The organism is Paenibacillus sp. MZ04-78.2 (assembly GCF_024213375.1).
Classification (GTDB): domain Bacteria; phylum Bacillota; class Bacilli; order Paenibacillales; family NBRC-103111; genus Paenibacillus_G.
The window spans coordinates 154,732-168,335 of the sequence record NZ_JANAVJ010000002.1 but is presented as its reverse complement, the minus strand read 5'-3'; the positions used below and the strand labels follow the sequence as shown (position 1 = coordinate 168,335).

Genomic DNA, 13,604 nt, shown 5'->3' with positions numbered 1-13,604 from the left:
TCTAGTAAGGGAGAGGAAAGCTTTGGAAAGATGGATTTTTGCGAACGACATGGTGAATTCAATATGATAAATAAAAATCTACCAAGATCCATAGGGAGCGCAATCCTGGCTCTCGTCATCGTTTCGATGATCGGATGCGGCGCTAATACTCCATCTTCAGCATTAAACGATAACGTTCAGCATGTGCCTTTGGTAAATAAGCCGGAAGAAGTGAAAACGGCCATAGCTTCTTCACCATTGGAATCGTGGGTCGGGGAGTATGAATTTTCGGAATACGCCCCTCCGAATCAAAATATGTTTTATCAAATTTCAATATATAAAGAGGGTAAAAGCTACTACGCGAAAATAGATATCGATGGCTTTCAAACGATGGAAAGACTTCAGGCACAAGTGGAGGGGGATGGCAAAGCGATAAAAATAATTTTTGACAAGTATTTGCCGGATAACTTATGGGAGCCTTATCAACCGGGAGATATCTTATTGCGTTTGGAAAAAACAGATTCGGCTTTGAACACATTTTGGGAGAAAATTCAACCCATGCTCAAGGATCAAGGCGAATCCGGCAAGACTTACTTTGAAGCGGCGGCTCGCTCAAGCTGAGCCGTTGCTTTCGGATGCGCGGACATGCACACCGATGCCGCTTCGATGCCGGGAGAGACTTGTCTATTGTGCGGCATCGCCCCCGGATTGACGAATGATCCGTACGAGATTTGCAGCAGCGGCGGACAAAAGATGGGTTCGTCTTAGGAATCGTTAACGGATAATTCGGCGACAGCAAGCGGTGCAGAATAGGTTTGACAAATCGATCCGAGTACCCTATAATGACCAATAATTCCATATTCAAATGTGAGGATTAGAAATAGTAGAAGTGCAATGACTTTTCAGAGAGCCGTTGGTCGGTGCGAAACGGTAACGTCGTTCATTTCGAACTCGTCTATGAACAGCTGCCTGACATGTAGGGTAAGCCGGAGTTCCACCGTTACAGGGATAGATGGTGATGGCCATCGAATTGAGATCATTTCTTCAGGAAATGAATTAGAGTGGTACCGCGGGTTCAACCTCGTCTCTATACATAGAGACGGGGTTTTTTTGATTAAATCCCAGGTTTAATCAGCCCCGCTTCACATATAGATATTGTAGATATCGAAAAATGCGATTTTGGGAGGAATAGAGGATGAAACGCAAAATTATGGTGTTCGATACTACGCTGCGCGACGGCGAGCAAGTTCCGGGGGCGAAGCTGAATCTTCATCAAAAAATAGAGATCGCCCAGCAGTTAAAGAGGCTGAATGTAGATATTATCGAAGCAGGCTTTCCCGCCTCGTCCGCAGGAGATTTCCAAGCGGTCCAAGAAATTGCCCGCAGCGTAGGCAACAGTGTCTCGATTACGGCCTTGGCCCGGGCGGTCAAAAGCGACATCGACGCGGTCTACGAAAGCATCAAGCTGGCGCAGAACCCGCTCATTCATATTGTGCTCGGCACCTCGAACATCCATGTGGAGAAGAAGTTCAACCGTTCCAAGGAATCGGTCCTGCAAATGGGAATAGACGCAGTCAAATATGCCAAGACGCTGCTTCCGCAAGTGCAGTATTCCACGGAAGACGCATCGAGGTCGGATTTTGAATACTTGTGGGAAACGATCGAGGCCGTCGTGAAAGCCGGAGCGACCATTATTAACGTGCCCGATACGGTGGGCTATGCCGTTCCGGAGGAATTCGGCGAGCTGATCCGCAAAATCAACGAACGGCTCAAAAATTTGGACGACCGCGTGATCCTTAGCGTCCATTGCCACAACGACCTCGGGCTGGCAACGGCCAACACGCTGAGCGCGATCAAGAATGGAGCGGAAAAAGTCGAGTGCACCATTAACGGATTAGGCGAGCGGGCGGGCAACGCTTCGCTGGAGGAAGTCGTGATGGGGCTTAAGGTCAGGGAGAACTACTTCAACGGCTACACCAATATCAATACGGCGGAGCTGCACAGGACCTCCAGACTGGTTAGCTATTTGACCGGGCTCGACGTACAGGTCAACAAAGCGATTACCGGCGAGAACGCCTTCGCACACTCCTCCGGTATCCATCAGGACGGCCTGCTGAAAGACAAGCAGGTATATGAAATCATGTCGCCCGAAGAGGTCGGTGCGGACAGCATGGAGCTGATCCTGACCGCCCGTTCCGGACGGCACGCCTTCAAGAACGCCATCGAGAAAATGGGCTTCGATACGAGCGATGCCAAAGATTTCGAGGAGCTGTTCGCGGAGTTCCTTATCTTGGCCGACGCCAAGAAAGAAGTTTACGATCACGACGTATTCTATCTCGTCACGAATCACCGGACCGTCGAGCAGAGCAGCAAGCAATTATATGAGCTGGAATCCTTCCAGGTGGTGAGCAACGATTTGCACCCGACGGCTACTATCAAATTGAATAAGGGCTCCGAGTCGATGAAAGGGAGCGCCGTGGGCGACGGTCCGATCGATGCCTTGTACAGCGCGATCAAAACCTTGGTCGGTCTGGAGATCCAGTTAAAGGATTATAAGATCAACAGCTTGTCCCGAGGCATGGAGGCCGTCGGCCGGGTCAACATCCGTGTCGAGCATCAAGGCAAAATCTACTCCGGACGGGCGATGGACATGGACATTATCAAGGCCAGCGCGAATGCCTTCCTGAACGGGGTTAACGGTATCCTGCTGGACCTTGCCAGAGACTAAAAATAGGCCGGACAGCCAGTATCCAGTCCGGATCTATCGGAGGGAAACGTTTTGAACAGTCAGTTAAAGGAAAGCGCGCAGCGCGTGCAGGATAAATTGTAAAAGGAATTAGTATGCTAGACGCTTGGGCTTCCGAGCGTTTTTTCTTTTGGGTTGACATTAAAATGGAGGAATGTTATAAAAAATAGGGAGTGGCACTCAAAGATATAGAGTGCTAACAACAAGGTCGTTTGCAACCATAGCCACCTCTTATTGTCAAAAAGGAGAGATTTCGAATGGAAAAGAAGCAGTTTCAAGCCGAATCCAAGCGACTATTGGAAATGATGATCAATTCGATTTACACGCAAAAAGAAATCTTCCTTCGAGAATTGATATCGAACGCCAGCGATGCCATCGACAAGATCTACTACAAAGCGTTAACCGACGATAAGCTGGTTTTCGACAAAGACAGCTACTATATTAAAGTGATTCCGGACAAAGACAGCAGAACGCTGACGCTCCTCGATACCGGGATCGGGATGACGAAGGAAGAACTGGAGACGAACCTCGGCGTTATTGCCAAGAGCGGCTCGCTCGCTTTCAAGAAGGAAAATGAACTCAAGGACGGCCACGATATCATCGGCCAATTCGGCGTAGGCTTTTATTCGGCCTTTATGGTCGCCGATGTGGTGACGGTCGTCAGCAAAGCTTTGGGCAGCGACAGCGCGTACAAGTGGGAATCGACAGGCGCGGAAGGCTATACCATTGAACCTTGCGACAAAGAAACGGTCGGCACGGAAATCGTATTGAAGATCAAAGCGAACACCGAGGACGAGAGCTACGACGAGTTTTTGGAAGTATACCGTCTGAAAGCGATCATCAAGAAATATTCCGACTTCATTCGTTATCCGATTAAGATGGACCTTCCCGGCAAACGCTTGAAGGAAGACAGCGACAATGAATTTGAGGACTATGTGGAAGAAGAGCGTATTAACAGCATGGTCCCGATCTGGAGAAAAAACAAAAGTGAGCTGACTGCCGAGGATTACGAGAAGTTCTACGTAGAGAAGCATTACGGCTTCGACAAGCCGATCAAGCATATCCATATCAGCGCCGACGGGGCCGTAGTTTACCAGGCGATCTTGTTTATCCCGGAAAATATTCCTTTCGACTACTACACGAAGGAATACGAGAAGGGGCTGGAGCTGTATTCCAACGGCGTGCTGATCATGAACAAATGCTCCGATCTGCTGCCGGACTATTTCAGCTTCGTCAAAGGGATGGTCGATTCGGAAAGCCTGTCGCTCAACATTTCCAGAGAAATGCTGCAGCACGACCGCCAATTGAAGCTGATCGCCAAAAATATCGAAAGCAAAATCAAAAGCCAACTGCTAAGCTTGCTTAAGGATGAAAGAGAGAAGTACGAGCAGTTCTACAAATCGTTCGGCAGACAGCTGAAATTCGGGGTCTACAGCGATTACGGCAGCCATAAAGAGGTGCTGCAGGATCTGGTCATGTTCTACTCCTCCAAGGAGAAGAAGCTGGTTACGCTGGAGGAGTACGTATCGAGAATGCCGGAGGACCAAAAGTATGTTTACTATGCTTCCGGACCGTCGAACGAACGAATCGAGAAGCTTCCACAGACCGAGCTTGTCGCCGAGAAGGGCTACGAAATCTTGTACTTCACCGACGATATCGACGAGTTCGCTGTCAAGATGCTGATGAACTACAAGGACAAAGCGTTCAAATCCGTCTCCAGCGGCGATCTGGGCTTTGAAGCGGAGGACAATAAGGACAACGACGATGCCGACAAAAACGATCACAAAGAGCTGTTCGACCACATGAAGGGACTGCTGGAAGGCAAAGTAACCAGTGTCAGAGCCTCGAAGCGGTTGAAGTCTCACCCCGTATGTCTGACTACGGAGGGTGATGTCAGTATCGAGATGGAGAAAATATTGAACGCCATGCCGAATAACCCGAGCGTCAAGGCGGAAAAGGTGCTGGAGATCAATATCCATCATGAGGTATTCCAATCGCTGCAGACGGCGTACGAGCAGGATAAAGAAAAGCTGAATCTGTATACGGCACTCTTGTACAACCAAGCGCTGTTGATCGAAGGCCTGCCGATTCAAGATCCGGTCGAATTTACGAACGATATTTGCAAAATTATGGTGTAGTACGAACTGACATACGACCCTGTAAGGGGTCATAAAAACGGCGTAAAGGGCTGTCGGGGAATCATCCCGACAGCCCTTTTTCATCTACGTTTGCAAGCTTGCCGGGAAGCCTTCGCGCCAAGTCGGATAAAGCGGCTTCCAGCCGTAGTCTTTACGCGCCTTGGCATTGGCTGCCCCGCGTTCGCCGCGGCTGCTGCCTTCTTGAACCTCAGGTGCGGGCGCGCCGATTGCTGCGGCATAGAAAGGCAGCCACTCCGTTCCAGGAGCCGGTTCGTCGTCAACGACGTTCACCGGCCCGGTCGGCCATTCCAGCGCAGCAACCGCTGTCTGCGCCGCATCTTCGACATGCAGAAAGGAAGTGACTCCTTCCGTCGCCTTCAGCTCCTTGTGCCGCACCTTCTCGGCCATCAGCCCGTTGCGGTCGAACCAAGTTCCTGGCCCGTAGAGCATACCGTATCGCAGAATGACGTATTCCGGCATTTCGGCGGCCGCTTGCTCCAGAGCAAGCACGCCGTCAACCGTCGTTTTTCGCGGCTGTGGTGCTTCCAGATCCAAAGGTTCCTCTTCCTTGGCAGGATGATCTCCCGGTTCGTAGGTCCACGATATGCTTTGCGCGATCATGCGCCTTACCCCGACCGCTTGCGAGGCGTCAACCAGATTGCGGGTTCCGATGGTTCGGATTCGGTTATTGTCCTCAAAGTTGAAATTGCTTAAAGAAGTGAGTTGATGGATGACAACTTCCGGACGAGCCTCCCGAAGAGCGTGAGTCATGGACTCCCGCTCTAAAGCATCCGCAACCAGAGGGGACGCCCCCAGTTTCGAAATGAGGCTTTTCGAGGCTTCATTACGCGTCATGCCTATTACTTCATGGCCTTCCCGTACCAGAATCGGCAGCAGCGAACGTCCAATGACACCGGTTGCTCCGGCAACCAAAATTTTCATACTCCTTTGCCTCCCATTGAACGGCATTTCAAAGATGCCTTATATTTTTGACTCATTATACAAGACAGAGACGGGGGGGATTTTGTGACACTGAAGGCTTATTGATCCTTTTTATGCTCCATGATATCGTTAGGCTGGACGCCGAAATGCGTACAAATCTTATCGATAACTTCCAGTGAGACATACTCGTTCTTCCCTAATTTTGCAAGAGTTGCGGTAGATAAGCCCAAGCTTTCCCGAAATTCGGTTTTCGTTAAGTCTTGATCAACAAGCAATTTCCATAATGGTTTATAGGAAAAAGGCATATTTGTACCCCTTAAATGGTTTATCTGATATATAAAATTAAATGTTTAATAAAACAAATATAATGTTTGACTTATTGTTCTAAAAGACATATGATATATTTGCGAAGTAAAACAAAAGATGGAGCTGGATAGAACTAAATACAATGTAATTTAGCAGAGAATTTTCCCTAATCTTAACACAAAATGTTTACAAAATCACGAGAGTGCCAATGAGTTAAAGCATAAGGGGGTATGGGTGTTGATCGAAGAATTAAATAAGCTGCTTGAAGATTTTCGGAAGCTCGAACATATTTGGAGTAACGAAGAAAAAAATCGAATAGATGAGTCTGGAAAAAAGTATGCTTTGGGAGTAAGTAACGGATTTAGGCATGCTGCCATAGCTTTAAATTCGATTGTTAAAAGTTACGGTAATATTCAATTAAACAGATGATGATAAGCGGCTTATGTACATGGTCTTGGGATATTATTTAAATGGTCCCCAATTGGATGTACGAAGCGAAAGTAAATCCGTTTGTGGCTGCGGGCCGACTAATCTGATTCGCCGGGAGACGCCTCAAGATGGGACAAATCTCCCGGAGCGACGAGTGCGGGGATGTGGAGAACCGGGATGCCCCCGTCCTTGGGAAACGGCGATCCTGGCTGGTGGGGAAAGTGCTGGTTCTTAAAGGGGGAACATGATTAGCTTGTGGCTTCTTGGGGAGTAAACAACCTCAATCAAATTTCGGAAGACGGGCTCAGTGAAGCTTCAAAATAATCGGCCGTCCCGTTCATGGCTATGCCATGGATTTCTTCGTTCATATGTTTAAGCTGCTCTTTTTTCCACGCTTCGAATTTTTCCAGCGGGATCTCTAATTGTTCGATGAGAAGTTGACAATCTATCGGCTGCTTCATTTAGGATACCCCCTAGTTTAGAAAAGGATTATAAAACAAAAACCACCTTTCCTAGCGATCGCCAGGAAAGATGGTCCGGTTGCACTACTAGCTCCTTCGAATCCAAGTGCCCATATACAGATTCGAATTCATTGCCTACCTGACTATATAATACCAGCAAACAATAGAATATGTCTGTATCGTTTCATACGGAATTTTCTAAAGAAAATTTTAGAATTGCTCGTTCTTTGAAAATAAAAGCAAAAATCGATCCCCAGGCAAGGGGACCGATCCAATATCTGTATGAGAATAGAGGATTAGTTCGCGATAAACTCTTGAACCCATACGCCGTTGTAGTAAGCAACGCCGATTTTTGTAAAGTTCGGGCTAAGAATGTTTTTGCGGTGGCCGTCGCTGTTCATCCACGCATTCATTACCTCTTGCGGCGAACGCTGGCCTTTTGCGATATTTTCACCCGCATACGAATAACGGATGCCGTAAGATCTCATCATATCGAATGGAGACCCGTACGTCGGGGATGTGTGATCGAAGTATCCGTTGTTATACATGTCTTTTGCTTTGTCCAAGGCCATAGCTGACAAGGCGCTGTCGGAAGCAAGCGGCTGCAGGCCGGCTTTCGCACGCTCTTGGTTCACGAGATTCACCACTTGGCTGGCAAAAGCAGACTGGCTGGTCCCTTGCTTGGAACCTGCATCCGGTTGCGCAGGTGTCGTCGGCTGCGGCTTGGCTGGCGTTGTCGGCTGAGCTTTCACCGGTGTCGTTGGTTGTGGTTTAGCAGGAACCGGCTGCGGTTTCACCGGAGTCGTCGGCTGCCATCCGGTATCGCATCCCGGAAGGTTGATGACCATTCCTTTCCAAATGACATTCGGATTGGAAAGCTGCGGGTTCGAATTCAGCAGCGAGGACAGATCAACGCCGTATTTTTGAGAAATCGTCGACAACGTATCGTTATCGGTAACGGGGCATGGTGCAGCGGAAGCAGATGCCATCCCAGCTCCGAACACCGAAGTAAGGGCCAACATACTCACCAAAGCAGTTTTCTTCATGCGATTCAAAAAAGATCCTCTCCTTTTTCGGCCTGCGAGGTTAGCTGACGGGTTCGGGTCAAAGAGCAATCACCCGGCCATAGCATATGGTATGGCTTCACCCCAAAAAATGGGTTCCCCCGCGCTTCCAAAGAAGCTTCGGCCTTGAATGTAGTTGTCCTCTCGACAGAACCGGTGAAGCCGAACTTTTCGTCCCACCCGGTCTCTCAAGGGCCCTTACAGTCTATCACGAGGATCGCTAGATTTCACCCCACAATATCTTCCAGCGCAGCGCTGCTTACCTCCACTTCATCAGTACAAACCCGCCGATGATAATGAGAAGTCCGACCCAAGTTTTCCACGTAGGCATCTCCTGCATGAACATATACCCCATAAGCAGACATACCAGAAGCTCGACGATTTTAGCCGATACGAGAGCCGTTGTCAGCTGACCGAAGCTGTGCTGTACCCAGCGGACGCCGTACCCGATCAGCAGATTCGCGGGAAGAAACAAAGGGAGCATCTTCAATTGAAAAAGAAACGTCGCCCCGAAGGCGGGATCGATGTGCTTGCTTTGATAAGAGTAGACGGCATTGACGATTACCAGACCGATTAAAAGACACGTAAAGCCGAGAACAGCGGACATGTATCGAAGGACCTCCTCCATAGTAAAGGCCGAGTGAAGAGCCATTGGGCTCTCTTGAATGTTTCCCTGAAGTAACAAATTTTATTGACTATAAGAAAATTTCCTTATGTAATAAATATTGCATTAGGTAAAAATATTTTCACTTGGGAAAGTGTTTCTTTTGCATCCCACTGTCAAGCAGCTGAAATTCGTTGACAAACGATAGGCGCCTCCGTACAATAATTAATTAGTAATAATTACGTTTAAGGAAGGTTTGCTGACGATGGAACGCAATACGACGAAAATACCGGTAACGGTGCTGAGCGGTTATTTAGGCGCCGGGAAGACGACTATTTTAACTTCCCTCCGAAAGAAGTCTCAACGGCTCAACAAGAACAACTGCTAGCAAAAACCTTCGGTTGCGTTCGTTTTGTTTACAACAAAACAAATACTGCCCCCGGCTCAAAAAGGTTACCCTGCACCTTGAAACGCGGTAGGACGCGGAAAATATGGGGAGGAACATATTGACAATGCATCCTCCCCTCGGGTATCGTTAGGTTCATAACAACCGAATACTGGGAATTAGGTGCTTCGGGCCTCGTCCGAAGCTTAAAAGGGAAGACGAGTGCAAAGCCGTCGCGGTCCCGCCACTGTGAAGGGCGCTTGAATCAAGCTATCGTTCGGCAGCATGCCACTGGAGACACGTCTTCGGGAAGGCGCCGAGCGGGATGCCCTAAGCCAGGATACCTGCCTGATCCAATAACACGGCTGAGCCCTACGGAGCATAGGGGGTGTTAGGATACGAAGAACGGATATGCCGATGCACGGGCTGCTGTCTTACAGACAGAGCATTCGGGCATGCAGATACGGGTCTACAGGGAGTATTTCTAACCGACAGGGTTGAAATGCTCCTTTTCTTTTTTTTTGAAACGGAGGAGGCGGGAATAATGGCAACATGGAATTTGACCGGCACGCGCCACCATGTGCTTATCTGCAACGGCGGGAGCTGTATGAGGCAGCAAGGCGAGGAGGTAACTCAGGCGATCCGGGAGGAGATTGCCCGGCAGCAGGCCGATGCGATCGTTCACACGACAAGAACGCGGTGCAACGGACGTTGCGAAGACGCCTGTATCGTCATCGTCTATCCGGAGGGCGTCTGGTACAAAGAAATGACCCCCGAGCTGGGCCGGGAGCTGGTGAAGGAGCATTTGCTCGGCGGACGTCCGATACGGGAACAAATTCTCTATACATATCAGGAAGAATTCGGCGGGACAACGCGCGGAGCTGAAGGAACGAACAAACCGCAGCCTTCGGCTGGCAGATAAGCAGCGGCTTTGCAACCTTCCGGATTTCGTGCTATAATGATCGGATGTTATTTTTTTTGAGCGTGGTGATGATTATGATTCTGCACAGGACTGATTTTTATCATGAAAAAAGCTTTTCCAACCCTTGGCCGGACGGTCGGGGTTTTTTTGTTTCCTATGGGAAAAAGTTCTGGCGGGGGTCATAAATGATGAGTAAAGGGAACAATGCTTCCATCGTGGCGGTGTGGATCAGTTTGATCAGCAATATCGTTCTGACGCTGCTCAAGCTGACCGTCGGCTTTCTATCCGGCAGCCAAGTGCTGCTTGCGGACGGCGTACACAATGCTGGCGACGTGATTGCGACGGCCGCGGCATTAAGCTCGATGCGGATTTCCAAACGTCCGGCGGACGAGGACCATCCGTACGGACACGGCAAAGCCGAGGTGCTCGGCTCCGCCTTCGTAGCCGTCGTACTGGCGATCGCCGCCTTGTACATCGGCTATCATGCCGTTGCCGCGCTGTTCCAGGAACCGGCGGAAGCCAGCGTACTGGCGCTGGCCACGGCCTTGGTTTCTTTGGCCTGGAAGCAGGCCTTATATATGTACACGATCCGGATCGGCAGACGGACGAACAGCAAAGGGCTGCTCGCTACGGCTTACGACCATCTGGCTGACGTGTACGCATCGCTCGCGGCCGTCGTAGGCATCGCGCTTGCGATGCTTGGCGAGGCTTGGAGCATCCCGTACTTGGCCTACGGCGACCCGCTCGCGGGTATTATCGTTTCGATTCTCGTGCTGAAGCTGGCTTACTCAATGGGGCAGGAAGCGTTTGACGTGCTGATGGAAAAAGCGGTGAAGCCGGAGAAGCTGGACGAATACGCGGCGCTCATCCAAACGATTCCGCAGGTGAAGCGGATCGACCGGCTTCGGGCGCGGGAGCATGGGCATTACATTTTGGTCGATCTGCGGGTCAGCATTCCGGGCAATCTTACGGTTCAAGAAGGGCACGATATTTCCCGGCAAATCAAGCGGGCGATTATGGAGCGGCATGCCGATGTCGATGAGGTGCTTATCCATTTGAATCCGTGGTACGAATAAGCTTTTTGAAAAAGGGGGCGCTCGGCGATTGGCATCCGTATTATCGATGGAAAAGCTTGCGAAATACCGGCAACGTGGCGGTGAAGGAAGCTTTGCGTTATTCAGCGGCATGACGGCTGAGCTGGAGGAAGGCGGCATGGTCGCTCTGCTGGGCGCTTCCGGCCAGGGCAAGAGCACGCTGCTGCGCATCCTCGCGTGGCTGGACGCCGCAGACGAGGGGGAGCTGCGGCTGGGCGGCAAGCCGGCTTCCGCATGGAAGCCGCAGGAGTGGCGGACGAAGGTCGCTTACGTCGCTCAGCAGGCCGTCATGCTGCCGGGAACCGTGGAGGATAATCTGTGCACGGTCAGCCGCCTGCACCGCCGCCCGTTCGACCGTGCGCTCGCCGCCCGCTGCATGGAAGCGCTCGGCCTAGGCGGAATGGCTTGGAGCAAGCCGGCAGGCGAGCTGTCCGGCGGCGAAAAGCAGCGGCTCGCGCTGGTCCGCTCGCTGCTGCTTCGGCCGGACGTTCTGCTGCTCGACGAAGTTACCGCATCCTTGGACCCGCACAGCCGGACGGCAACCGAGCGGCTGCTGCGGGAATGGAACGAGCGGGAAGGGACCGCGCAGCTGTGGGTCACGCACGATCTGGAGCAGGCGCGCAGCGTCAGCCGGAGCGTATGGTTTATGGCTGAGGGGACGCTGCTGGAGAATCGGGAAACGCAGGACTTCTTTCGTGCTCCGGACACGGAACACGGCCGCCGGTTCATAGCGGGGTTATCCGTTGCGGCCGCTCCGGGGAAGGAGGGTGCGGAATGTCCAACCTGGCGCTAATCAGCACGCTGGTGTTCGTCGTCGTGACCATGCTCGTCTCCGTCTGGCAGAAGTTGGGGCTCGAAAAAGACGTAGCGATCGGCACCATCCGCTCCGCGGTGCAACTGCTGCTCGTCGGATATGTGCTCCAGTTCGTTTTTCGTACGGATAACCCCTGGTTCATAGTGTTGATCATCGGCGTGATGATTGCGGTCGCTTCGTGGAACGCCGGGCAGCGTGCCAAGGGTGTCGCCGGCATCCGGCTGCGCATCGCCGTCGCGATTACGACAACGGAAGTGATCACGATGACGCTGCTGCTCAGCTTCGGTATTATTCAGCCCACGCCGCAGTACATCATCCCGATCAGCGGCATTACGATCGGCAGCGCGATGATTGTCTCGGGCTTGCTGCTGAACCAGATGAAGAGAGAGCTAGAGTCCTCCCGCGGCGAGATCGAAGCCTTGCTGGCGCTCGGCGCGACGCTGCGGCAGGCGATTCAGCAGTCGCTCAAGCGCTCGATCAAGTCCAGCATGATTCCGACGATCGACGGGATGAAGACGGTCGGCCTCGTTCAGCTGCCGGGCATGATGACCGGGATGATCGTGGCGGGAGCCAATCCGGTCGAAGCGGTGCGGTACCAGATTTTGATCATGTTTGTGCTTTCCTCCTCGGCAGCGATTACGGGAATGCTGCTGGGGCTGATCAGCTACAAACTGTGGTTTACCCGTGACGGCCGCTTGCGGCCGGGCGGATAGGATGCGGACTTCCCCAAGAGTGTTCATATGGAAAGAGAGACTCCAAATATTGAAAAAAATGCCCTTCAAATCCACCCGCAAAGGAGGATGAAGGGTATTTTTATGCGTCAAATCGAGAATTTTAGGACAGTTCCTTGGACTTGTCAAGATTCTTGTTTTTGAACTTTAGACGGATTGTTGAGTTTATACGGCACGGGATGTCGTGTAAGCTTCTTGGCTATGATTTTTGCCTCAAAGGTAATCATGTCGCCGATATCGAGTTCCAGCTTCTTCATCGTGGCGCTGTTGCTGGACCAGGCTTCGCCGATTTCGGTCGCCGGCTCGGCGATGGAAACCGCCTCGTAAATAATCACTTCATCGTCATTGTCAGAGAAATTGTTCGGTACGGTTGTAAATTGTTTTACAGTGGCGGTCATTTTAACTTTTTCTCCCGGAAGCTGCAGCTTCGGCGATTTTTCTTTCTTGGTTTTCCCCTTTGTCGGCAGTTCTGCGGTCCCTGGCTCTTCGGCCGGAGGCTTCTTAGCCTCGGGGGCTTCAAGCTCCGGGGTTTCCTTCGCAGGAGTTTCGGTTGCCGTAACCGCTGGAACGGCGCTCGCCGGTTCCGCCGCATCCTCTGCCCCGACGGCAGACTTCTGCCCGTAAGTTGAAGCCTGCATCTCTTTTAGGTAAGACGGGTGGATGCAGTGCAGCTGCTTGTCTTCCAATTCGATGACAGCAGTCATTTTATCGACATAGCCGATCAACCGGCAGGCCAGGATTCGTCCGTTTCTCTTGTAGAAAAAGGTTTTGGATTTGGACGCTTTCTCCGAAAGCAAATTCCATTCTTTGCATTGCTCAATGAGTTCCGCCTCGTCGCTAAAAGCGGTATAAGCCGCAGGCTCGATAAGGATTGGTTGCACCTGATCTTCTCTCCATTTCGTTTATACTGCCGCGTTTATTTTATAGTGCCCCAAAGCATTACTTTCTTTTGTCGTTCCAACTAGAGTATACAGCATCTACAAGGGAAT

The 13,604-nt window shown here is 51.1% G+C and carries 15 protein-coding genes, 2 pseudogenes, 3 riboswitches and 1 other annotated feature; of the genes and pseudogenes, 11 read left to right on the top strand and 6 right to left on the bottom strand.

The window, feature by feature from the left end:
• Positions 1 to 30: 30 nt before the first annotated feature.
• The 4 genes from NLX71_RS02450 to htpG all read left to right on the top strand — a co-directional run bounded on the left by NLX71_RS02450 (position 31) and on the right by htpG (position 4,863).
• A complete protein-coding gene (locus tag NLX71_RS02450; protein WP_254361906.1) occupies positions 31 to 600 on the top strand; it encodes a DUF5991 domain-containing protein in 570 nt (189 codons plus the stop codon).
• 24 nt (positions 601 to 624) lie between these two features.
• Positions 625 to 747 carry a hypothetical protein gene (locus NLX71_RS26495; RefSeq protein ID WP_302058042.1) on the top strand — a complete coding sequence of 41 codons (123 nt, stop codon included), beginning with the start codon at positions 625 to 627 and terminating at the stop codon, positions 745 to 747.
• A gap of 93 nt (positions 748 to 840) precedes the next feature.
• Positions 841 to 1,071: a binding site (T-box leader), on the top strand.
• A 103-nt stretch (positions 1,072 to 1,174) separates the two neighbouring features.
• Positions 1,175 to 2,707: a 2-isopropylmalate synthase gene (locus NLX71_RS02445; RefSeq protein WP_254361905.1), complete on the top strand. Its 1,533-nt coding sequence runs from the start codon at positions 1,175 to 1,177 to the stop codon at positions 2,705 to 2,707.
• A 275-nt stretch (positions 2,708 to 2,982) separates the two neighbouring features.
• Entirely contained in the window at positions 2,983 to 4,863 is a 1,881-nt protein-coding gene (gene htpG, locus NLX71_RS02440; protein WP_254361904.1) for a molecular chaperone HtpG, read from the top strand.
• Positions 4,864 to 4,947: 84 nt separating this feature from the next.
• Here htpG and NLX71_RS02435 read toward each other — a convergent pair whose 3' ends face one another.
• A complete protein-coding gene (locus NLX71_RS02435; RefSeq protein WP_254361903.1) occupies positions 4,948 to 5,805 on the bottom strand; it encodes an NAD-dependent epimerase/dehydratase family protein in 858 nt (285 codons plus the stop codon).
• Positions 5,806 to 5,903: 98 nt separating this feature from the next.
• Entirely contained in the window at positions 5,904 to 6,110 is a 207-nt protein-coding gene (locus tag NLX71_RS02430) for a helix-turn-helix domain-containing protein (protein ID WP_254361902.1), read from the bottom strand.
• A 238-nt stretch (positions 6,111 to 6,348) separates the two neighbouring features.
• On the opposite strand from NLX71_RS02430, the gene NLX71_RS02425 reads away from it, so the two are divergent.
• Positions 6,349 to 6,540 carry a hypothetical protein gene (locus NLX71_RS02425; protein WP_254361901.1) on the top strand — a complete coding sequence of 64 codons (192 nt, stop codon included), beginning with the start codon at positions 6,349 to 6,351 and terminating at the stop codon, positions 6,538 to 6,540.
• A gap of 284 nt (positions 6,541 to 6,824) precedes the next feature.
• Here NLX71_RS02425 and NLX71_RS02420 read toward each other — a convergent pair whose 3' ends face one another.
• The 3 genes from NLX71_RS02420 to NLX71_RS02410 form a co-directional block, all read right to left on the bottom strand.
• A complete protein-coding gene (locus NLX71_RS02420) occupies positions 6,825 to 7,001 on the bottom strand; it encodes a hypothetical protein (protein WP_254361900.1) in 177 nt (58 codons plus the stop codon).
• Between the two features lie 65 nt (positions 7,002 to 7,066).
• Positions 7,067 to 7,149: riboswitch (cyclic di-GMP riboswitch) on the bottom strand.
• 148 nt (positions 7,150 to 7,297) lie between these two features.
• Positions 7,298 to 8,056: a CAP domain-containing protein gene (locus NLX71_RS02415; protein WP_254361899.1), complete on the bottom strand. Its 759-nt coding sequence runs from the start codon at positions 8,054 to 8,056 to the stop codon at positions 7,298 to 7,300.
• A gap of 5 nt (positions 8,057 to 8,061) precedes the next feature.
• A riboswitch (cyclic di-AMP (ydaO/yuaA leader) is annotated at positions 8,062 to 8,201 on the bottom strand.
• A gap of 123 nt (positions 8,202 to 8,324) precedes the next feature.
• Positions 8,325 to 8,672 (bottom strand): hypothetical protein, encoded by a 348-nt coding sequence (locus NLX71_RS02410; RefSeq protein WP_254361898.1) that lies wholly within the window; start codon positions 8,670 to 8,672, stop codon positions 8,325 to 8,327.
• Positions 8,673 to 8,934: 262 nt separating this feature from the next.
• On the opposite strand from NLX71_RS02410, the pseudogene NLX71_RS26960 reads away from it, so the two are divergent.
• The 6 genes and pseudogenes from NLX71_RS26960 to NLX71_RS02385 all read left to right on the top strand — a co-directional run.
• Positions 8,935 to 9,039, top strand: a pseudogene (locus tag NLX71_RS26960) (GTP-binding protein); the annotation flags it as partial.
• Positions 9,040 to 9,061: 22 nt separating this feature from the next.
• Positions 9,062 to 9,148 (top strand): annotated as a pseudogene (locus NLX71_RS02405) (50S ribosomal protein L33); the annotation flags it as partial.
• A gap of 70 nt (positions 9,149 to 9,218) precedes the next feature.
• Positions 9,219 to 9,420, top strand: a riboswitch (cobalamin riboswitch).
• A gap of 178 nt (positions 9,421 to 9,598) precedes the next feature.
• Complete coding sequence (locus tag NLX71_RS02400) at positions 9,599 to 9,976, top strand: (2Fe-2S) ferredoxin domain-containing protein (protein ID WP_254361897.1); 378 nt, start codon at positions 9,599 to 9,601, stop codon at positions 9,974 to 9,976.
• 188 nt (positions 9,977 to 10,164) lie between these two features.
• Positions 10,165 to 11,052, top strand: a complete 888-nt coding sequence (locus NLX71_RS02395; RefSeq protein ID WP_254362025.1) for a cation diffusion facilitator family transporter — start codon at positions 10,165 to 10,167, stop codon at positions 11,050 to 11,052.
• Positions 11,053 to 11,080: 28 nt separating this feature from the next.
• Entirely contained in the window at positions 11,081 to 11,863 is a 783-nt protein-coding gene (locus NLX71_RS02390; protein ID WP_254361896.1) for an ABC transporter ATP-binding protein, read from the top strand.
• Positions 11,845 to 12,597 (top strand): ABC transporter permease, encoded by a 753-nt coding sequence (locus NLX71_RS02385; RefSeq protein WP_254361895.1) that lies wholly within the window; start codon positions 11,845 to 11,847, stop codon positions 12,595 to 12,597. Before NLX71_RS02390 ends, NLX71_RS02385 begins: the two co-directional genes overlap by 19 nt.
• A gap of 143 nt (positions 12,598 to 12,740) precedes the next feature.
• On the opposite strand, the gene NLX71_RS02380 is transcribed toward NLX71_RS02385, so the two are convergent.
• Positions 12,741 to 13,496 carry a hypothetical protein gene (locus tag NLX71_RS02380; protein ID WP_254361894.1) on the bottom strand — a complete coding sequence of 252 codons (756 nt, stop codon included), beginning with the start codon at positions 13,494 to 13,496 and terminating at the stop codon, positions 12,741 to 12,743.
• Positions 13,497 to 13,604: the final 108 nt, after the last annotated feature.